The sequence below is a fragment of the Amycolatopsis sp. FU40 genome (genome assembly GCF_021903635.1).
GTDB classification, from domain to species: Bacteria; Actinomycetota; Actinomycetes; order Mycobacteriales; family Pseudonocardiaceae; genus Amycolatopsis; species Amycolatopsis dendrobii.
In genome coordinates, this window is record NZ_CP091381.1 from 9,425,008 (window position 1) to 9,444,126 (window position 19,119).

At 68.5% G+C, this 19,119-nt stretch carries 17 protein-coding genes and 1 riboswitch; of the genes, 10 read left to right on the plus strand and 7 right to left on the minus strand.

Annotation, left to right across the window (positions count from 1 at the left end):
- The first annotated feature begins 35 nt into the window (after window positions 1-35).
- Window positions 36-299 carry a DUF397 domain-containing protein gene (locus L3Q65_RS44660; RefSeq protein WP_182892226.1) on the plus strand — a complete coding sequence of 88 codons (264 nt, stop codon included), beginning with the start codon at window positions 36-38 and terminating at the stop codon, window positions 297-299.
- 163 nt (window positions 300-462) lie between these two features.
- Here the strand turns inward: L3Q65_RS44660 and L3Q65_RS44665 are convergent, their stop codons facing one another.
- Together L3Q65_RS44665 and L3Q65_RS44670 are read right to left on the minus strand one after the other, a co-directional pair.
- Entirely contained in the window at window positions 463-1,287 is an 825-nt protein-coding gene (locus L3Q65_RS44665; RefSeq protein WP_220507454.1) for a M55 family metallopeptidase, read from the minus strand.
- 219 nt (window positions 1,288-1,506) lie between these two features.
- Window positions 1,507-2,067, minus strand: coding sequence for a TetR/AcrR family transcriptional regulator (locus L3Q65_RS44670; RefSeq protein WP_220507453.1), 561 nt, complete (start codon window positions 2,065-2,067; stop codon window positions 1,507-1,509).
- Window positions 2,068-2,171: 104 nt separating this feature from the next.
- Here L3Q65_RS44670 and L3Q65_RS44675 point away from each other — a divergent pair, with 104 nt between their 5' ends.
- The 3 genes from L3Q65_RS44675 to L3Q65_RS44685 all read left to right on the plus strand — a co-directional run bounded on the left by L3Q65_RS44675 (window position 2,172) and on the right by L3Q65_RS44685 (window position 4,523).
- The gene (locus L3Q65_RS44675) at window positions 2,172-2,711 is read left to right on the plus strand and encodes a cupin domain-containing protein (protein WP_237598333.1); all 540 of its coding nucleotides are present in this window, start codon (window positions 2,172-2,174) and stop codon (window positions 2,709-2,711) included.
- 97 nt (window positions 2,712-2,808) lie between these two features.
- On the plus strand, window positions 2,809-3,489 hold the full coding sequence (locus L3Q65_RS44680) for a HEAT repeat domain-containing protein (protein ID WP_237598334.1): 681 nt from the start codon (window positions 2,809-2,811) through the stop codon (window positions 3,487-3,489).
- Window positions 3,483-4,523: a HEAT repeat domain-containing protein gene (locus L3Q65_RS44685; RefSeq protein ID WP_182892222.1), complete on the plus strand. Its 1,041-nt coding sequence runs from the start codon at window positions 3,483-3,485 to the stop codon at window positions 4,521-4,523. The genes L3Q65_RS44680 and L3Q65_RS44685 overlap by 7 nt, the downstream gene beginning before the upstream one ends.
- Window positions 4,524-4,813: 290 nt before the next feature.
- Here L3Q65_RS44685 and L3Q65_RS44690 read toward each other — a convergent pair whose 3' ends face one another.
- The 5 genes from L3Q65_RS44690 to L3Q65_RS44710 all read right to left on the minus strand — a co-directional run bounded on the left by L3Q65_RS44690 (window position 4,814) and on the right by L3Q65_RS44710 (window position 8,924).
- Complete coding sequence (locus L3Q65_RS44690; RefSeq protein ID WP_237598335.1) at window positions 4,814-5,710, minus strand: nuclear transport factor 2 family protein; 897 nt, start codon at window positions 5,708-5,710, stop codon at window positions 4,814-4,816.
- Between the two features lie 90 nt (window positions 5,711-5,800).
- Window positions 5,801-7,147 (minus strand): ankyrin repeat domain-containing protein, encoded by a 1,347-nt coding sequence (locus tag L3Q65_RS44695; RefSeq protein ID WP_237598336.1) that lies wholly within the window; start codon window positions 7,145-7,147, stop codon window positions 5,801-5,803.
- A gap of 158 nt (window positions 7,148-7,305) precedes the next feature.
- A complete protein-coding gene (locus tag L3Q65_RS44700) occupies window positions 7,306-7,458 on the minus strand; it encodes a hypothetical protein (protein WP_237598337.1) in 153 nt (50 codons plus the stop codon).
- Between the two features lie 117 nt (window positions 7,459-7,575).
- Complete coding sequence (locus L3Q65_RS44705) at window positions 7,576-7,737, minus strand: hypothetical protein (protein ID WP_182892219.1); 162 nt, start codon at window positions 7,735-7,737, stop codon at window positions 7,576-7,578.
- 353 nt (window positions 7,738-8,090) lie between these two features.
- Window positions 8,091-8,924 (minus strand): TIGR03620 family F420-dependent LLM class oxidoreductase, encoded by an 834-nt coding sequence (locus L3Q65_RS44710; RefSeq protein ID WP_182892218.1) that lies wholly within the window; start codon window positions 8,922-8,924, stop codon window positions 8,091-8,093.
- A gap of 207 nt (window positions 8,925-9,131) precedes the next feature.
- Here L3Q65_RS44710 and L3Q65_RS44715 point away from each other — a divergent pair, with 207 nt between their 5' ends.
- From L3Q65_RS44715 to L3Q65_RS44740, 6 genes are all read left to right on the plus strand, one after another.
- Window positions 9,132-9,731 (plus strand): TetR/AcrR family transcriptional regulator, encoded by a 600-nt coding sequence (locus L3Q65_RS44715; RefSeq protein WP_182892217.1) that lies wholly within the window; start codon window positions 9,132-9,134, stop codon window positions 9,729-9,731.
- A gap of 80 nt (window positions 9,732-9,811) precedes the next feature.
- The gene (serA, locus tag L3Q65_RS44720) at window positions 9,812-11,410 is read left to right on the plus strand and encodes a phosphoglycerate dehydrogenase (protein WP_182892216.1); all 1,599 of its coding nucleotides are present in this window, start codon (window positions 9,812-9,814) and stop codon (window positions 11,408-11,410) included.
- Window positions 11,411-11,660: 250 nt separating this feature from the next.
- The gene (locus L3Q65_RS44725) at window positions 11,661-14,993 is read left to right on the plus strand and encodes a S8 family serine peptidase (protein WP_237598338.1); all 3,333 of its coding nucleotides are present in this window, start codon (window positions 11,661-11,663) and stop codon (window positions 14,991-14,993) included.
- Between the two features lie 263 nt (window positions 14,994-15,256).
- Window positions 15,257-16,297 (plus strand): 3-isopropylmalate dehydrogenase, encoded by a 1,041-nt coding sequence (locus L3Q65_RS44730; RefSeq protein WP_182892214.1) that lies wholly within the window; start codon window positions 15,257-15,259, stop codon window positions 16,295-16,297.
- 31 nt (window positions 16,298-16,328) lie between these two features.
- Window positions 16,329-16,410, plus strand: a riboswitch (cobalamin riboswitch).
- Window positions 16,411-17,179: 769 nt separating this feature from the next.
- On the plus strand, window positions 17,180-18,193 hold the full coding sequence (locus tag L3Q65_RS44735; protein ID WP_370648156.1) for a FecCD family ABC transporter permease: 1,014 nt from the start codon (window positions 17,180-17,182) through the stop codon (window positions 18,191-18,193).
- The gene (locus tag L3Q65_RS44740; protein ID WP_237598340.1) at window positions 18,194-18,982 is read left to right on the plus strand and encodes an ABC transporter ATP-binding protein; all 789 of its coding nucleotides are present in this window, start codon (window positions 18,194-18,196) and stop codon (window positions 18,980-18,982) included.
- Window positions 18,983-19,119: the final 137 nt, after the last annotated feature.

Genomic DNA, 19,119 nt, shown 5'->3' on the forward strand with positions numbered 1-19,119 from the left:
AGGCGTTGCCGCTGAATGGCGGATACGCTGTGGCGATGAGCCGCCCGACCGACGACAAGGCGCACATCCGGCACGAACTCGACCTCACCGGCGCGACTTGGATCCGCGCCGAACCGGCGGGCGTGACCCTGGAGCATTGCGCGGAGTACGCGTTCGTCCCGCATTCGGACGGGGTGACCTACGTGGCCATCCGGCAGCCGACTGATCCGGACGGGGCGGTGCTGGTGTTCACGCCTTCGGAATGGGACGCGTTCACGCGCGGGGTCCGGGACGGCGAGTTCGAGTTGCCCGAGTCGTAGGGCTTCGTTTTTGGGGGCCGTTTCTGGCCGGGAATCCGGCCGGACTGCTGGTGGACGGCTGTTGCCGTTTAATGGCGAATCTGACGTTGCGGCGCGATTGCCCAGGTCAGAGGCTCGGGCGCGTCTTCGTGCGGGGCTTCGCGGCTGGGTCCGGCTGTCCGGATCAGAAGGCTCCGAGCGTCGCGATGAGTTCGGTGACCTGGTAGGCGGTCGGGAAGTCCGGCGCTTGATAGCGGAGAGTGCACCCGTCGGCGAGTTCCATTCCCGGCACCAGCAGTGCGTGTTCGGTCATCCGAGGCCGATGCACCTGGACTTCCAGTTCGACCGGGCCGTCGAAGCGCAGCGGACAAACGTCCTCCCGGCTGGCCAGAGCTTCGGGTACCGCGTGCTCGATTTGGCTGCATGCCTCGTCGGGATGCAGCATCGCGGCCGCGCGAGCACCTAGCGCACGTTTGACCACCACGGAGCGGATGCCAGGTGCGACTTCGGCCGCCTCAGCGGCCACGGTGTCGTCGCCACTTGCCAGCACCGGCGGTACGCCGTAGTGCGCCGCGAGCGCGGTGTTCAGACCGAGTTCGCCCAAAGAACGGCCATTGCAACGCACGTCCGCGACCGTCCCGCCGGAGATCGTGTGCGCCATGACCGAGCGGGGCGTGCCGGCCTTGCCGTGGTAGCCGATGAACAGCACCGCGTCCGTGTTCTCGGCCAATCCCGCCATCATCCCGCCGGGCTTGGGCGAGCCGCGGAGCAGTTCGGCACGTCGGTCCAGCAGTTCGGGCAGGAGATTCCGGAAGCTAGCGTGCGCCTCGGTGACCTGGACCTCTGCGGCTGCGTCATACGCGAATACGCCGCGGACGGCGGCGTTGGCCTCGGCGGTGAGCAGCTTGCGGTTGCGCTCGTATTCGCTGTGCCCGGGAATGACGTCGTCGCCGTGCACGACTCCGGCGATTCCCTCCATGTCGACCGAGACGAGCACCCGCATCTCCATCACGCCCTTCTTGGCGATTCATGGTCAGGACTGTCACCCTATCGAGCGATTCCGTGCGTGGGCGGCGATCGATCGCCTACGCGGCTGCGGCGTTCTCGGGTGCGTGGACGCTCGGTCGATCGTGGGTTTCGCCGATTCGCGGCTACTTCGACTTCGCTGGGCCAGATCGTGTCGCGTCAGATTCGCCGCTAGGACGCCGATGACGATGCGCGGGCTGGTTCAAGAAGGCAGGAAGATCGCGGCCGCTGCGTCGGCAAGTGCATCGGGGCTCGGCGAATCCGCCTCGGTTTGGGCCAGGTGCAGCAGCCCGAGAATAGCCGCGTAAGCGACCCGCGCCCGGTGCGCCGCCTCATCCGGCGTGCAGCCGAGTTCGAGATACGTGCTGGTCAGCAGGTTAAGTCGGGCTTGGTTGACGCGGCTGACCGCGTCTTTGACCCGCGGGTCGTTGCGGTCGCCGAGCAAGCTGAGGTGCACCGACGGGGCCAACGGCTGGACGGCGCGCACAACGGCGGTGAGCAGTTCGCGCAGCCGTCGCCGCGGATCGGCAATTGCCGCGTACTCGGCGAGCCCCGCTTCGCCGTGGCTTCGCCCCCAATCGGCGAGAGCCGCGGTGATCAGCTCGTCCCGGTTGCGGAAGTGCGCGTAGAAGCTGCCCTTGGTCACGCCGAGCGTTCTCGCGAGCGGTTCGACTCCGACCGCGGCCAGCCCGCCGTCCGCGATCGCCTTCAGCGCGGCCCGCGTCCAGTCCTGGGCGGACAGCCGGGGCGAATCGTTCACCATGCGCGGAGGATACGCCACCGTATTGACGGTCCCGCTCGCGCTGGATACGGTGGCGTATCCATACGCATCCGTATTCATACGATGCCGTACTGAGAGGCGATGACATGACGCACGCGAAGGTTCGCCGAGTAGTCACCGGGCACGACTCCGACGGCAAGGCCCGAGTGGTCGCCGATGCCGCCGTCGAACCGATCGCCTCCGGATTGATGCCCGGCTGCGCGATCTACCGGCTGTGGGGCCGGGACGAGCGACCGGTATTTCCCGACAACGGTTCGCCGGGCCGGGCCGAGGCGTATTACCCGCCGCGGGACGGCTCACGGTTCATGATCAACACGATCGCGCCTGGCGAGCTGGCTCCGTTGCCGGACCTCGACGTGGCGGCAGCCTGGGAAGAACTGGAGCGACAGGCACCGGGTGCGGCCGCCGCAATGGAGCCCGGCGCGCCGGGCATGCACACCACCGACAGCCTCGATTACGTCCTGGTCGTCTCGGGCGAGGTCACGTTGGAGCTGGACGACGGGGACCAGACGGTCTTGCGGGCAGGCGATGTCGTCGTCCAGAACGGCACGCGGCACGCCTGGCGAAACCACGGCGTCGAACCGTGCACGATCGTCGGCGTCGCTGTCGGTGCGGATCGGGCGTAGGCCGGATTCGCCACTGAGCGGCGACGGTCCCTTTTGCCCGCCGGGTTTGACATTGACATCGTGACAAGGTCTTCACTGGTCGGCGGAGGTGATCCCGATGAACTCGACACAGATGAATTCCCAGCTCACGCGGCTGATCGAGGCGTTGGGCTCCGGGGACTCGTCGACGCGGCTGCAGGCCGCCCTGGCGATCGGAACGCACCCGGACGGCCCTGGTCTCGTCGAGGCGCTCGTCGCACGGTGCGCGATCGAGCCGGACTTTTACGTGCGCGACATGCTCACCTGGGCGTTGACCCGGTTCCCGGCAGGGGACACGGTGCCGCGGCTTCTCGCGGAGCTGCGGTCCTCGGTGCCGCAGGCCCGGAGCCAGTCGCTGCACACGCTGTCCAAAATCGGCGACCGGAACGTGTGGCCGGCGATCACCCGATCGTTGCTGCGCGACGCCGACGACGAGGTCGCGAGAAGCGCATGGCGGGCGGCTGTCGTCCTCGTGCCGGACGGGGACAAGGCCGGACTGGCGGCTGAACTGGCGACACAGTTCGGTCGCGGCGACCGGACCCTGCAGCTCAGCCTCAGCCGGGCGCTGGTCGCGCTCGGTCCCTTGATCGAGCCGGTACTGGAGGCCGCGGTGACGAGCACCGACCCCGCTGTCCGGACGCACGCAGTGGCCACAGAGCGGCTGCTCCGTGACCCGGACACCGGTTTCGACCAGGCCGTGGACGAGGCGAAACGGATCGTCGCGCTCGGTCCGGAGCGGGCTCAGGAAACCGCGTGCTGATCGGCGAGGTCGCCCGCCGCTCGGGGGTGAGCACCCGGATGCTCCGGCACTACGACGCCCTCGGGCTGGTGCGGCCGACCGGTCGCACCGTGGGCGGCTATCGCGAATACTCCGCCGACGACATCCGCCGGATCTTCCACGTGGAGAGCCTCCGGTCGCTCGGGATGTCGCTGCGGCAGATCGGCCGGGCGCTGGAAGATCCCGCTTTCGTGCCGTCGGAGCTGGTCGGCGACCTCATCCGGCGAACCGAAGACCGGCTGAAACGGGAACAGGAACTGCTCGACCGGCTCCGTGCGGTCGATGCCTCGGCACCCTCCGGATGGGAGGGTGCCTTGCGCATCGTCGAACTGCTGCGCGGGCTCAGTTCGCCGGGTGCCGCGCGTCGTCAGCAAGCCGTCCTGGCCCCTGCCGACGATGTGCCGGTTCCCGCCGAGGTGCTGGCCAGAGCGATTCTCGCCGAATCCGACCCGAACGTCGCCGGCGCGCTCCGATGGGCCCTCGCCCGGACCGACGGCGACGGGGTGGCGAATGTGGCGTCCGGTCTCCGTTCGGAGAACGCCGACGTCCGCCGACGCGCGATCCTGGCACTCATCGAGTTGCCCGGCGACGAGGCGACCGCGGTGTTGAAGGACGCGCTCGCCGGTTCCGACTCGGTGGTCCGTCGGCATGCGGCACTTGCTCTGGGTGCGCGCGGTGCGGAGGAGGCGGCGGTGCCGACGCTTATCGAAATGGTCGTCGAGGGGCGAAACGACGTCGAGGCGGCTGAGGTTTTGGGCGCGCTGGCGGATGAAGGCGCGAACGGAATTGTCGGCGCGTTGGTCGATGCGTCGGCGGCGAATGCTGCGGATTCTGCGGTGCGGATCCGGTTGACGCAGGCGCTCGCGGAGATGCCGGGGACGCTTGCGCACGAGGCGTTGCAGCAGTTGGCGGGGGATGAGGATCGGGCTGTGGCGTTGGTGGCTTCGGCTTTGGTGAAGGTTGTTGAAGAGCGTCAGGGCGTTGGTGGCGAGGGTGACGGCAGTGTTCGCCGATGAGCGGCGAGGGCAGGGGCAGATGCCGATGAGTAGTGAACGGCCGCGCAGCGGATGTTGCTGAATGGCGAGCGGCCGCGGTGGCAGTTGCTGTCACCGAGCGGCGAGGTCTTCGGTCATGGACGTTCGCCGCTGACTGGCAACGACGGGTTCAGCGGTTGATTGGCTGCCGTCATGCGGCGCGGTGCTGATTAGCCGTTGAGCGGCGAATCTTGTGGCGGGCCGCCGTGGTGGCGGTGTGCAGCGTGGTGTGGGCGTTGCCGTTTGGCGCCGAAAGCGTGGCGGAGTTGCCGTTATTCGGCGAGGCGGGCGACGAGCTCCGGTAGGCGGCCGGTGGCTGCGGCCAGGGCGAGGTGGTCACCATAGTCGCGGGATTCGACTATCTCTCCGTCTTTGATGCGCATTACGAAGATGTTGCTTACCTGGAACGGGGTCCCGGAGCTGGTTTCGCCTACGTAGGTCGATTCGCCGATGATGACTTCTGGGTCGGTGCTCAGGTGGAGTACTAGGTCGGTCACCTCGATGCGGAAGGCTGCTGCGGCACCGGCGTCGAAGTGGGCTCGCAGGTCGTCTCGGGTGCGGAGGACGGGGGCTCCGGGCAGGAACGGGTGACGGACATCGGTTTTCGCCGCATAGAGGTCGGGGAGTTCGGACCAGCGTCCGTCGGCGACGCCGAAGACGACTCGTTGGAATACGCCCTCGCGGCTTTTCGGGGAGAAGAGTTCAGCCGGGCGCGGAGCGATAGGGCGAGGTTCGTAAGCGGGCGCTTGGGCGTATGCCTGGACAAGGCCGGCGGTCGCGTTCTGGATCGCGGCCAGGCGCAGGTAGTCGTGATAGTCGCGGGTGTGGGTGAGGAGTCCGTCGCGGGAGCGGAGGACTTGGATGTTGGCCGTCTCGGTTGTCCGGCCGGTTATTCGCGATTCGGCGGTGTACTGGTACTCGGCCACGATGACCTCGGGGTCGGCGGTTTCGTGGACGGTCACGTCGTGGCGCTTGAGACGAAGGGTTTGACCCAGGCCGCTGACGAAGCGGTCGTGTACTGCGGCGCGACCTTCCATGCGGCCAGGCCTCGGGATTGCGGTGGGGTGCTCCACGACGGTGTCTTCGGAGTAGAGGTTTGCGAGGTCGGCGAAGCGGCCGTCGGCGATTCCTGTGGAGAGCTGGTCGAACAGGTCGCGTGCGGTGGTCATGAGGGTCTCCGCGGGTCGGTTAACCGGAGTCGGTAGTCCGTTACGATACGGACTACCGACTCCGGTTGTCTACCGGTCGCGAGTTGCCGATTAGTGGCGACTGAGGCGATGCAGCAATTCTTGGGCTGCGGGACTGTCGCAGGCTTCTGCCCAGCCCTCGGGGGTGCTGTCCCAAAGGGCGTCGCGGGCGGTGAGGTCGGCACCGGCGTTTACGAGGAGTTCGATGACGTCCAGTTGGTTGTTTTGGGCGGCCAGGTGCAGCGCCGTGACGCCGACGCCGTGGCGTGGGCCGCCGAAGGTGCCGACGTGGTTGACGTTCGCGCCGAGTGACAGCAGAGTCTCTGTCGCCGCTGAGTGGCCACACGTCGCTGCCCAGGTGAGGGCGGTGCCGCGGTAGATGTCGGCGTTCAGGCTCGCGCCGCGTGCGGCCAGGGTGCGGAGCGCGGCTGTTTGGTCGTTGCGGGCGGCCCAGGATAGGGATTCGTCGAGGATCTCCGTAGGGTCGTTTGCCGGCTGCCAGAAGGGAAAACCGCTGTGTGGACGGTAAAAATCACGGTGTGCGCCGGCTGCTGGAGAAAGAGTCCCCTTTGGACTGACGAGTTCATCCAGTAGCGCGTCGTCGCCGAGACCTGCTGCGACACGCAGGTTGTGAGGGGACCGTTCGTGCGTTGCCAGTTTTTCGGCAACGGCGCGATTTCCCCAAAATAGGGCCACAATCAGCGGGGTTCCGCCGTCACCGCGGCCTGAACAGGCCAGGGGTGCGCCAGCGTTGATCAAGAGGTCGGCGATCAGTGGTAAATTGCTGTAGGCGGCTTGATGCAGGGCAGTCCAGCCGTGTGCGTTGGCTCGTGCGGGATCGGCACCGTGGGCGAGCAGTACGCGGACAAGGCGTTCGTCATGGGTCGCGGAGGCCATGCCGAGGAGGTCGTTTCCGTTGGTGCCTCGGGCGCGGGTCAGGTGCGGGGCTTCGGTGAGCAGGGCGGTCAGGCCGTCCAAATCTCGGGCTTCTACCAGTTGATAGGCCCGGGCGAACGGTTCGCCGGTTTTCGGCAAATCCTCGACGTGAGCTTTCAATGCCTGCCACGTCGGGAAGCCGTGCTCGCGGGCGATGACGGTTAGAGCGCCGGTGCGGGTCAGAGGTTGTTCGTGCCGGTCGAAGGCGGCGCGGGCGTCGGAAGTGCCGTCTTCGGCTGAGGCGAGGAGGCCGGCTGCGCGCCCGCGGTAGTACTCGACGTCCTGGTGGTAGGCGTGCTGGACGTCCGGTCCGTGCTCGGCGATTCGGCGGACGTAAGCCTGAAGCTGTGGCCAGCTGGGGAATCCGTAGCGGCGAGCAAGCCGAAACTGCGCTTCCGAGAGCGCGACCGAGTCGGCGCGGGCGAGTTCTTTCGCCTGTTTGCGGAGTTGGCCGAGGTCGGGGTTGGCGGGCAAGGCCGTCATCAGGGGGAGTCCTTCCTTCCCTTGCGCGCCCCGTGGTCCGCCGGCACCGGGCAGGGAAGAAGGAAAGCTCGGCAACTCGTGGTACGGGGGTGGGCTCAGCCCTTTCCGCGGACAGGACGCGGCCCCTGCCGCGCTAGGGCAACTGTAACTCAGAAGGGTCACCGTCCGCCGGTGATGACGCTGACCGCGAGGACGAGGGAACGGATCGACGTCGTCCGCGTTTCGACGTCCGAGACCGGGAAGCTCGTCCGATGGTGAACGCGAAAGTGCTTCTGGGCGTAGCGTTCCGCATAACCGAAGTGCAGGATCACCCAGGCCAGCAAGACCGCGGGAGACGCCGACGAGGCTGGTCAGGAGGGCGACAGCAGCCCGAGCCGACGGCCTAGCACGCCTTTCAGCCACCGGGCGTCGGTGTGGTCGATTTTCGGCTACGGGACACGCGCGACCCGGATGCCGAGGTAGCTCAGCGCGAGCAGATCCCAGAAGGGAAGGGCGAGGACATTGTCGTCTTGGACGAAGGTGGCGATCCCCGGCGCGAGCAGGATCAGTTCGACCGTCCGGGACGCGGCGATGGCGAGTTTCGTGAACACCGGCGGCGCCCGGGGCGAACGCGGGCGAGGCGTCTCGCGAAGATAACAAGCCCGTGTGGCCGCTGGACGGCGAAACGGTCCCGCCGGAGTCGCCCGTTCAGGGGAAGTGTTCGCCGGAATCGCTGCGAGGACGCGGAGGCGTGGGAATGTCGGTGATGAACGGAAAAGTGCTCGTCGGCAGGGGATGAACGTTTTCGCCGTTTAGTGGCGAATCCCTGGTGAGCGGGGGATTCCGGCGTCTGGGGCGACTTAGGCGAGTGCGGGGCGGCCCGATGGCCCGGACTCGGCGGGGGCACGGGAAGCGAGCCGGGGGCGGGGCTTTCGCGGGAAGCTTCGAAAGCCCCGCCGATGAATCAGGGGACCAGCGCGGCCAGGCGACGCCAGCCGTCCACCGGAATCTCCGGTCCGTCGACGAGAACCTGTACGCAGACGTGGTCCGCACCGGCGTCGATGTGTGCGCGGATTCGGTCGGCGACTTCCTGCTCGCTGCGATAGGCGACGATCGCGTCGACGAGACGGTCGCTGCCGCCGTCGGCCAGGTCTTCCTCGGTGTAGCCGAGGCGGCGCAGATTCGCTCGTTGGTGTGGAGCCAGTCGTGCGTAGCCGGCGACGTGTTCGCGAGCGATCTGCCGCGCTCGCACCGGATCTGCGTCGAGGACGACGGCTTGTTCGGCGGCGAGGTACGCGTCGGGTCCCATCGTTTCGCGGGCGAACGCGGTGTGCTCTGGCGGAACGAAGTACGTGTGCGCACCGTCGGCCTGGGTCGCCGCGAGCTTCAGCATTCTTGGGCCGAGTGCGGCTAGGAGCCGACGTGGTCGAGAGCCGGCGGCGAAGTCCAGTTCGGCCGCATCCATGGCGTCGAGGTAGTCCTGCATCGCACTGCCTCCGCCGCCCGGCCGATGTCCGCCCAAGCCCAGCGTGAACCGCCCCGGGTATGCCTCGGCCAGTGTGCGTCCAGCTGCTTCAGCGGCTGCCGCTGACCGTTCGGAAAATCGTGCGATCCCAGTCGCCACAGTCAACGTCGTGGTCGCCTCGAGCAGCAGTGCGGCCTGTGTGAGCGCCTCCCGGCCGCGATACTCGCCGAACCACAGCGCGGTGAAACCCAGCGACTCGACCTCTCGGGCGGCCGTGCGTACTTCGCCGATTTCCCTGCCGTCAAAGGCAAATGTCCAGATTCCGATCGTCATCGTGTCCCGCCTTCCGCGGAGGCGGCAAGGTTCGCGAACAGATTCACAACAGACTCCAAGAAGTTCCCCGGCCGCAGGAGCGCGGCAGTGATTCCGGCGCAGCCAAGGCCGATACGTCCTCCGCGGACGCACCCAGAACCAGAGGCTGCCTCCGGTTACTATACGGAGGAGCCCTCCGATTTGTCACGGGATAAACTCGGACCCGACATGACCGACGCCAAGCCGATGCGAGCGGACGCCCGCCGCAACTACGAGCGCCTGCTCGCCGAAGCGAGGCGCGCCTTCGCCGAACGCGGCGTCGACGCCTCGCTCGAAGACGTCGCCCGCAGTGCCGGTGTCGGGATCGGCACCCTCTATCGCCACTTTCCGACCAGGGAAGATCTGATCGAGACGCTCCTGCGGGACCGGTTCGACTCCCAGGCGGAAAAGGCGCGCGAGCTGCTGCTCGCCGACGACCCGCTCGACGGGCTGTACACCTGGCTGATCGGCTTCGGCGAGACCTCCGGCGTTTACCGCGGGCTTGCCGAAATGCTGGCCGACGCGTTCGACGATCCGGAATCGCGGCTGCACGCGTCCTGTGAGGCGATGCGGGAAGCCGCGTCCCATCTAGTGGACAGGGCGCAAGCGGCTGGCGTTTTCCGCGCCGACGTGACGGTCCGAGAGCTGCTTTTGTTGCTGCACGGCGCTTCCTGGGCCGGATCCCACCTTCCGGGAGAAGGCGGTACAGAGCGCCTGATGGGGCTTGTCTTCACCGGATTACGAACAAGTGAACAGCGGGGGCAGCGGGCTGTCAGTGCCCCGCGTTAAACTCCCGCGAGTCCGGGCACAACGACGTGCGCCGCGAGAGAGCGTCCTCGATTTCGTGACCAGATAGTGGGAGCCGCATCGTGACCAAGCCCAGCAAACCCGTAGTCCTCATCGCGGAGAAGCTCGCGCCCTCCGTGCTGAGTGTGTTCGGTGAAGAGGTAGAGGTCCGGCACGTGGACGGCACCGACCGTCCCGCTCTGCTCGAGGCGGTGAAGAGCGCCGACGCGCTCTTGGTCCGATCCGCCACCAAGGTCGACGCCGAGGTGCTCGGGGCGACTACGCAGCTGAAGGTCGTCGCCCGCGCGGGTGTCGGCCTGGACAACGTCGAGGTCCCGGCGGCCACCGAGCGCGGCGTGCTCGTGGTGAACGCGCCGACTTCGAACATCGTCTCCGCCGCCGAGCACGCGGTCGCGCTGCTGCTCGCGGTCGCCCGCCGCGTTCCCGCCGCCGACCAGAGCCTGCGCGGCGGCGAGTGGAAGCGCAGTTCGTTCTCCGGCGTCGAGATCAACGGCAAGACGGTCGGCGTCGTCGGGCTCGGCAAGATCGGCCAGCTGTTCGCCCAGCGGCTCGCCGCCTTCGGGGCCAAGCTCATCGCGTACGACCCCTACGTCTCGGCCGCGCGCGCCGGCCAGCTGGGCATCGAGCTGGTCACCCTCGACGAACTGCTGGAACGCGCCGACGCGATCTCCATCCACCTGCCGAAGACGCCGGAGACCAAGGGTCTCATCGACGCCGAGGCCCTCAAGAAGACCAAGCCCGGCGTGATCATCGTCAATGCCGCGCGCGGCGGCCTGATCGTCGAGGAAGCGCTGGCCGACGCGGTGCGCAGCGGGCACGTGGGCGGCGCGGGCATCGACGTGTTCGTCACCGAGCCGACCACCGAGAGCCCGCTGTTCAACCTGCCGAACGTCGTCGTCACGCCGCACCTCGGCGCGTCCACCGCCGAAGCGCAGGACCGCGCGGGCACGGACGTGGCGCGTTCGGTGCTGCTGGCGCTGCGCGGCGACTTCGTGCCGGACGCGGTGAACGTGTCCGGCGGCGGCGCGGTCGGCGAGCACGTGCGGCCGTACCTGTCGCTCACCCAGAAGCTCGGCCAGGTGCTGACCGCGCTGAACCCGAAGGCCCCGACGTCGCTGACCGTCGAGGTCAAGGGCGAGATCTCCAGCGAAGACACCGCGGTGCTGAAGCTGGCGGCGCTGCGCGGGCTGTTCTCGGGCGTGGTCGAGGACCAGGTCACCTTCGTCAACGCGCCGCGGCTGGCCGAGGAGCTCGGCGTGCAGGCGGAGCTGGTTTCCGAGTCGGAGAGCCCGAAGTTCCGCAGCCTGGTCACCCTCCGCGCAGTGCACGGAGACGGCGCGACGCTCACCGTGTCCGGTTCGGTCACCGGCAAGGACGAGGTCGAGAAGATCGTCGAGGTCAAGGGAAGGCACTTCGACCTCCGCGCCGAGGGCGACGTGCTCGTGATCGAGTACCCGGACCGCCCGGGCGTCATGGGCCGCGTCGGCACGCTGCTCGGCGAGGCGGGCATCAACATCGAGGCCGCGCAGATCAGCCAGAGCACGGACGGTTCCGACTCGATCATGCTGCTGCGCGTCGACCGGCACGTGGACGCCAACGTGCTCGAGCCGATCGGAGCCACCGTCGGCGCGCACACCATCCGCGCGGTCGACTTCAGCTAGTCCCGATTTCGCCGAACGGCCCCTTTCCCGGACTCCCGGGGAAGGGGCCGTTCTGTCGTTCACCCGCACCGGCAACATTCGGGTAACGGAGCTTTTTCCGCACGAAAGTAGGGGTTTCGGACAGCTAGGTTCTTGCCGCGAGGCTGAACCACGCGCCGTGAGAGCACGGTGCGGCGCCGGTGCTCACCGTCGGGGGTGCGAATGGGAGCGCGGGCAGGTTCGTGATCCGGGCCTCGAGAAGGGGTTACTCATGAGCAGAACCCGGTTGCCCGGGTGGGCTGCCCGCTCGGTGGTCGTGGGTTCCGCGGTGGTGCTGGCGGCGGCCGTCGCCGTGCCCGCGGCGTCCGCGCAGGGCGCGCCGCTGGCCGAGCCGGTCGCTCCGGCGAAGGTCGACGCGAGCAAGGTCCAGGGCAAGCTTTCGCCCCGGCTGAGCGCGGCGCAGGGGCAGATCACCGCGTTCGTCGAGCTGGCCAAGAAACCCGCGGTGGACGCGTTCAAGGAGGAGCAGGGCAAGGGCAAGGAGAAGGCCAAGCAGGCGGCGAAGGCGGCCAAGGCCGACGTCGCCGCGGCGGTCAGCTCCGTCGTGGGACAGCTGCGGTCCGCGGACGCGGGCACGAAGCTGGTCACTCAGACGGCCAACGCGGTTCCCGGCGCGGTCGTCACCGCGGACGCGGCCAAGATCCGCCAGCTCGCGGAACGGCCGGACGTCGTCTCGGTGCGCACGGTCGTGCCGAAGAACCGCACGAACGCCAGCGCCGAACAGCTCACCAACACGCTCGCCAGCTGGCAGAAAACCGGCAAGTTCGGCGACAACATCCGCGTCGGCGTGATCGACGACGGCATCGACTACACCCACGCCGACTTCGGCGGCCCGGGCACGCCCGAGGCGTACAAGGCGGTCGACCGCGCCAAGCCGTCGCCGCTGTTCCCGAGCGCCAAGGTGGTCGGCGGCACCGACCTCGTCGGCGACGACTACGACTCGGCGGGCAAGACCGGTTCGCCGACGCCGAAACCGGACCCCAACCCGATCGCGTGCGGCGAGCACGGCACGCACGTCGCGGGCACGATCGGCGGCTTCGGCGTCAACGCCGACGGCAGCACGTTCACCGGCGATTACAAGAAGCTGAACAAAAAGACGCTCGACGCCATGCGGATCGGGCCGGGCACCGCGCCGAAGGCGCTGCTCTACGCGATCAAGGTGTTCGGCTGCAAGGGGTCCACGAACGTCACCTCGCAGGCGCTGGACTGGGCGCTCGACCCGGACGGCGACGGCGACTTCACCGACCACCTCGACGTCGTGAACCTCTCGCTGGGCAGCGACTTCGGCGCGCCGGACGACCCGGACTCGCTGTTCGTGCGCAAGCTCGCGCAGAACAACGTGCTGCCGGTGATCTCGGCGGGCAACGGCGGCGACATCAACGACATCGCCGGTTCGCCGGGCAACACCCCGGAAGCGCTCACCGTGGCCAGCAGCCGCGACGCGGGCGAACTGCGGGACGCGATCGAGGTCAAGGCCCCGACCGCCGGGCAGCAGCCTGGTCAGTACAGCCAGGAGTACACCGGCTACGACACCCTCGACCTCACCGCTCCGGTGGTGCCGATTTCGGCGGGCAACAACGCCGGTTGCGCCGCCTATTCCGCTGAGGACAAGGCAAAGGTCGCGGGCAAGATCGCGTGGCTGGAGTGGGAAGACAACGACGCCACCCGTCCATGCGGTTCGGCGGCGCGGGCCAACAACGCGCAGGCCGCGGGTGCCAAGGGCGTGCTGCTTTCGTCCACTGTGGAGCATTTCGGCGCGGGCATCGCGGGCAACGCCGCCGTTCCGATGTTCCAGCTCACCGGCAAGGCCACCCAGGCTGTGCGGGCGGGCCTGACCGCGGGCACGCTGACCGTGCGGCTCTACGGAGCGGGCCGGACCACGCTGCAGACGTATGACCAGTCCATCGTGGACACTCCCAGCTCGTTCACCTCGCGCGGCGGACGCGGTCCGTCGGTGAAACCGGACATCGCCGCGCCTGGCGACACGATCACGTCGGCGTTCCGCGGCAGCGGCAACGAGCGGCTGGTCATCTCGGGCACGTCGATGGCCGCGCCGCACACGTCGGGCATCACGGCGCTGGTCCGCCAGGCACACCCGGACTGGAGCGTCGAAGAGGTCAAGGCCGACGTCGTGGGCACCGCGGTGCACGACATCACCGACGGGGCCGGCCACACCTACGGCCCGCAGCGGGTCGGGGCAGGCCGGATCGACGCGAAAGCCGCGCTGGACAACCAGGTTCTCGCGTATGTGCAGGACGACCCTGGCGCGGTGAGCGTCACGTTCGGCACCGTCGAGGCGGCTGGGCCGGTCACCTTGAGCAAGACGATCAAGGTGGTCAACAAGGGCGTCAAGGCGGCTGAGTACTCGGTGGGCTACGAGGCGGTCAACAGCCTGCCCGGCGTCGAGTACACAGTGGACAAGAGCTCGGTGAAGCTGAACCCGCGCGGGGTCGCGACGGTGAAGGTGACGCTGAAGATCGCCGACCCGAAGGCGCTGCGCAAGGTGCTTGACCCGACCATGGCGGCTTCGCAGGCCGGGCTCGCCCGGCAGTTCGTGGCCGACGCCTCGGGCCGCGTCGCGTTCACCCCGAAGAACGGTGCGACCGTTCCGCTGCGGGTGGCCGTGTACTCGGCGCCGAAGCCGGTTTCGGCGATCACCACCCCGGGCGGCGTGCGCTTCGGCGCGAACGCCGACCAGGCCGTGCTGAACCTCGGCGGCAAGGGCATCGACCAGGGCAGCGGTTCCCAGCGGTACCGCTCGCTGATCAGCGTCCTCGAACTGCAGGCCGAATCGCCGCAGCTGCCGGAATGCGACTCGCATGTCACGTCCGACTGCACCCTCAACCGCACCGCGAAGGGCGGCGACCTGCGCTACATCGGCGCGGCGTCGACAGCCCCGCTCGCCAAGGCGCAGGGAGAGCCGGAGAACGCGACGCTGGCGTTCGGCATCACGACCTGGAGCGATTTCGCGAACCTCGGCAGCAACACGGTGCCGTTCGTGGACATCGACACCAACGGTGACGGAAAGCCGGACTTCGAAACCTTCGTGACGAAGGCGACGGGGTCGGACGTGCTGCTCGTCAACACGGTGTCGCTGACCAAGCCGGGCAACCCGTCGGTCGACCTGCAAGCGATCAACGGGCAGCTCGGCGACGTCGACACCAACGTGTTCGACTCGAACGTGATGGTGCTGCCGGTCAGCATCGCCGCGCTCGGCATCGACCCGAAGGAGGCGTCGCACCGGATCAGCTACACGGTGGGCACCGCCGGGTACTACGTCGCGCCGGGTACCTCGAACGGGTTGATCGACCAGGTCAGCACTCCGCTGTCGTTCGACGTGCTCGCACCGGCGTTCTCGGCGCAGGGCGGCGGCGACGCGGCGCTGGGCTACGTCGCCAAGCCGGGCACGGCTCTGGTGGTCAACCGCAACAAGGCCGCCGTCGCCGGGGACAAGGCGAAGGGCCTGCTGGCGATTGAGCACCACAACGCGACCGGGCAGCGCGCCTCGGTCGTGCGGATCGAATCGGAGGTTCCGCGCGGCTGACCCTGGTTCACCCTTTGAGGGGAACTTGAGGGATGCCGCGGAAGCGGCCGCATAGCGAGACGCGGGGGCTTGCCAAGGCTGTCCGGCCTGGGCAAGCCCCCGTTTCCGTTCGCCCGAACGGGTGTCTCACCCTGTGGGAGGATGCGGCATAAGGGTGGTGCGGCTACGGCACCTTGTCTACGGCCGGTAACCTTCCGCTGCTGGCGTTTTTGTGCGAATGGGCCATCGGTGCGCCCGGTGGCCTGGGCTACGGAGGTGTGTGGATGCGGCTCGCGGTGATCCCAGGGGACGGGATCGGGCCCGAGGTGGTCTCCGAGGCGCTCAAGGTGCTCGGTGAGGTAGCACCGGCGGCGGAGATCACGAACTACGACCTCGGCGCCTCGCGGTGGCACGCCACCGGGGAGCTGCTCCCGGAGTCGGTGCTCGGCGAACTGCGCCAGCACGACGCGATCCTGCTCGGCGCGGTCGGCGACCCGACGGTGCCCAGCGGCATCCTCGAGCGCGGCCTGCTGCTGCGGCTGCGGTTCGAACTGGACCACCACGTGAACCTGCGCCCGGCGCGGCTGTACCCCGGAGTGCGCGGCCCGCTGGCCGACGCCGGGGACGTCGACATGGTCGTGGTGCGCGAAGGAACCGAAGGCCCGTACGCGGGCAACGGCGGCCTGCTGCGCAAGGACACCGAGCACGAGATCGCCACCGAGGTCAGCGTCAACACGGCCTTCGGCGTGCGGCGCGTGGTCGCGGACGCGTTCAACCGTGCCGAAGAGCGGCCGCGCAAGCACCTCACGCTCGTGCACAAGACCAACGTGCTGGAGCACGCCGGTTCGCTGTGGTCGCGGATCGTCGAAGAGGTTTCGCTGGAGCACCCGGACGTCACCGTCGCGTACTCGCACGTGGACGCCGCCACGATCCACCTGGTCACCGACCCGTCGCGGTTCGACGTGATCGTCACCGACAACCTCTTCGGCGACATCATCACCGACCTCGCGGCCGCGGTGACCGGCGGCATCGGCCTCGCGGCCAGCGGGAACCTCGACATCACGCGCCGCAACCCGAGCATGTTCGAGCCGGTGCACGGCAGTGCGCCGGACATCGCCGGCCAGGGCCTCGCGGACCCGACCGCCGCGGTGCTGTCGGTGTCGCTCCTGCTGGACCACCTCGGCCAGAAGGAAGCGGCGCGGCGGATCGAGGCCTCGGTGGCGTTCGACCTCGCCACGCGCGACCAGTCGTCCCCCGGCGCGACCCAGGCGATCGGCGACCGCCTCGCGGCGCTCGTCTCGTCCAACGCGCGTCAGGCCGGCTGACCCCGTCCTGAGTTTTTCGGACCCCCGCCGCGGAAGCCGGTCGAAATCCGGCGCTGACCCGCAACGGTAGGCCTTCGGCTCCCTCTCTCGGGAGCCGAAGGCGAGCCCGATACCGGCGGAGGTTCCTCGAACCTCGTCCCCTCCCGTCGTGGTCTGCGGGAGACGACACTCCCGCCGCCGGCGGCTGCCGTCTTTTGCGGGCCCAATGTCTCGATTGGGTCGTCGCCGGTGTCTTCGTCTTCGCCTCCTTCTGAAGGACGTTCTGTATTTCCCGGACCCGTGGGCGGGGGCGGGGGTTCGCCGGTTTCTGGCGATAGTGGTTCTGGTGTTTCGCCATCCGACAGCGATGGCGGGACCCGAGGCTCGAGTCTCCACGGTGGTTCTGCTGCGGCGGCGGATTCGCCGCTTCGCGGCAACTCGGGGCATCGCGGCGAGCCGCCGGCCGACGAGTTGCAGGCCGACGACTCGGTTAGCCGTGATTTGACTGGCTCCGGTGCTCGTGTTGTCTCGCCGTTGGATGATCCGGTGGGTGAGGGGCAGGTTTCGCCGCGGATTGGCGAATCCCAGAGCCAGCAGGTTGTGTCGTCGTCGATTGGCGAATCGCAGGGCCGGCGGTCCGCGTCGCCGTTGAGCGGCGAATCCGCGAACGAGCGAGTTGTGTCGCTGCGAATCGGCGAGCCCGAGAGCCAGCGGGTTGTGTCGTCGTCGATTGGCGAATCGCAGAGTCTGCGGGCTGTTTCGCCGCGAATCGGCGAATCCCCGGGCGAGTGGGTTGCGTCGTCGCGGGCAGGCGCACCTCGAAGCCGGCAGGTTGCGTCGCCGTTGAGTGGCGAACCCCAGGTCGGAGCCGTTGCCGTTCAGCGGCGACGGTCTCTGACGCCGGTGCTGCTGGGGCTTGCAGTGGCGTTGCTCGGGTCGATCGTCGTCGCGGTCGGGATCGGGACGGTGGCGGTTCCGGTCACTCACACGTGGGCCTTTCTCCGCGCAGGGCTGTTCGGCGGGACGATCAGCGCGGACGAGGTCGGGGAGTACCGGATCATCTGGGACCTTCGGCTTCCCCGCGTCCTGCTGGCAGTGGTCGTCGGTGCTGGGTTGTCGACTGTCGGCGTCGCGATTCAAGCGATGGTTCGCAACGCGCTCGCCGAGCCGTACGTGCTGGGCATTTCTTCGGGCGCGTCCGTTGGCGCGACAGCGGTGACGTTGTTCGGCGTCTTCGCATCGCTCGGGATCTACGCGTTGTCGGTCGGAGCGTTCGCGGCCGCGCTCGCCGCGACTTTGATCGTTTATCTCGTCGCCCGTACGCGGCAAGGACTTACACCACTGCGTCTGGTGCTCACCGGAACGACGTTGTCCTATGGGTTCTTCGCGATCACCACGGTCATCGTTTTCCAAGCGCCGAACGGCGAGGCCGCGCGGTCGGCGCTGTTTTGGCTTCTCGGCAGTCTCGCCGGGGCGAACTGGGGCACGCTGCCGATCGCCGCGATCGTGGTGGTCGGCGGGGTCTTGTTGTTGCTGGCGCTGTCCGGGCGGCTCAACGCGCTCGCCATGGGCGACGAGGCGGCGACGACTCTCGGCGTCGACGTCGGGAAACTGCGGGTCCTTCTCTTCGTCGTTTGCGCTGCCATGACCGGGGTCCTGGTCGCGGTGAGCGGGGCGATCGGATTCGTCGGGCTGATCCTTCCCCACCTGGTGCGGCTGGTCGTCGGTGCCGATCATCGCCGGGTGCTGGCCGTGGCACCGCTTGCCGGCGCGGTTTTCCTGGTGTGGGTGGACGTCGCGGCGCGGGTGCTCGCCGCACCCGAGGAACTGCCGATCGGGGTGCTGACCGCGGCGGTCGGGGTGCCGGCCTTCCTGCTCTTGATGCGTCGTCGCGCCTACGTATTCGGGGGTGCGTGAATGGACCTCTCGCTCAATGGCGTCAGCGTGACCGCGGCCGGTCGCAAGCTGGTCGACGACGTGACCCTCGAAGCTCGGCAAGGCCAGTTCGTCGGACTGCTCGGCCCGAACGGCAGCGGAAAGTCGACGACTTTGCGCGCTGTGTACCAAGTGCTCAAGCCGTCCGCCGGGGCTGTTCTGGCCGACGGCCAGCCGGTGGACGGCATGGCACCGCGAAAGCGGGCGCGCGCGATCGCCGCGGTAGCGCAGGAATCGCATGCGGAGTTCGACTTCACCGTCGCCGAAGTGGTGGCGATGGGCCGGATGCCGCATCACGGCCTGCTCGACCGCATGAGCGCGGCCGACCGCCGGGTGTGCGCCGGCGCGCTGGCTCAAGTGGGCCTGGCGCACCTGGCCGAGCGAGGCGTGCTCACTTTGTCCGGCGGCGAACGGCAGCGTGTGCTGATCGCGCGCGCACTCGCGCAGCAGCCCCGGATCCTGGTGCTCGACGAGCCGACCAACCACCTCGACATCCGGCACCAGCTCGAAGTCCTCGCGCTCGCTCGCACCAGCGGACCGACGGTGCTGGCCGCGCTGCACGACTTGAACCTGGCCGCCGCCGTGTGCGACGTGGTGCATGTGCTCGACCACGGCCGCCTCGTCGCGAGCGGAACCCCGGCCGAGGTGCTCACGCCTGCTCTGCTCGCCGATGTGTTCGGGGTGCGCGGGCATGTGGTGCCGCACCCCGCCACGGGCCGTCCGCAGTTGTTGTTCGACCTGCTCGAGTCTCCGGAGGACAGTCATGCGTAAGGCAGTCGCGTTGATCGTGACGGTCGCCCTCGTCGCCACTGGATGTGGCGCTCAGGTGTCCGAAGGGGACGGTGGAGCCGCCCCGGCCGGGTTTCCCGTGACGGTGACCAACTGCGGTTCGTCGTTGACCGTGTCCA

What these genes read in the sequence shown, in the direction of transcription:
- L3Q65_RS44660 (WP_182892226.1), top strand. Translation starts at nt 36, where the DNA reads ATGAGCCGCCCGACCGACGACAAGGCGCACATCCGGCACGAACTCGAC.
- L3Q65_RS44665 (WP_220507454.1), bottom strand. Translation starts at nt 1,287, where the DNA reads ATGGAGATGCGGGTGCTCGTCTCGGTCGACATGGAGGGAATCGCCGGA.
- L3Q65_RS44670 (WP_220507453.1), bottom strand. Translation starts at nt 2,067, where the DNA reads ATGGTGAACGATTCGCCCCGGCTGTCCGCCCAGGACTGGACGCGGGCC.
- L3Q65_RS44675 (WP_237598333.1), top strand. Translation starts at nt 2,172, where the DNA reads ATGACGCACGCGAAGGTTCGCCGAGTAGTCACCGGGCACGACTCCGAC.
- L3Q65_RS44680 (WP_237598334.1), top strand. Translation starts at nt 2,809, where the DNA reads ATGAACTCGACACAGATGAATTCCCAGCTCACGCGGCTGATCGAGGCG.
- L3Q65_RS44690 (WP_237598335.1), bottom strand. Translation starts at nt 5,710, where the DNA reads ATGACCACCGCACGCGACCTGTTCGACCAGCTCTCCACAGGAATCGCC.
- L3Q65_RS44695 (WP_237598336.1), bottom strand. Translation starts at nt 7,147, where the DNA reads ATGACGGCCTTGCCCGCCAACCCCGACCTCGGCCAACTCCGCAAACAG.
- L3Q65_RS44710 (WP_182892218.1), bottom strand. Translation starts at nt 8,924, where the DNA reads ATGACGATCGGAATCTGGACATTTGCCTTTGACGGCAGGGAAATCGGC.
- L3Q65_RS44715 (WP_182892217.1), top strand. Translation starts at nt 9,132, where the DNA reads ATGACCGACGCCAAGCCGATGCGAGCGGACGCCCGCCGCAACTACGAG.
- L3Q65_RS44725 (WP_237598338.1), top strand. Translation starts at nt 11,661, where the DNA reads ATGAGCAGAACCCGGTTGCCCGGGTGGGCTGCCCGCTCGGTGGTCGTG.
- L3Q65_RS44730 (WP_182892214.1), top strand. Translation starts at nt 15,257, where the DNA reads ATGCGGCTCGCGGTGATCCCAGGGGACGGGATCGGGCCCGAGGTGGTC.
- L3Q65_RS44740 (WP_237598340.1), top strand. Translation starts at nt 18,194, where the DNA reads ATGGACCTCTCGCTCAATGGCGTCAGCGTGACCGCGGCCGGTCGCAAG.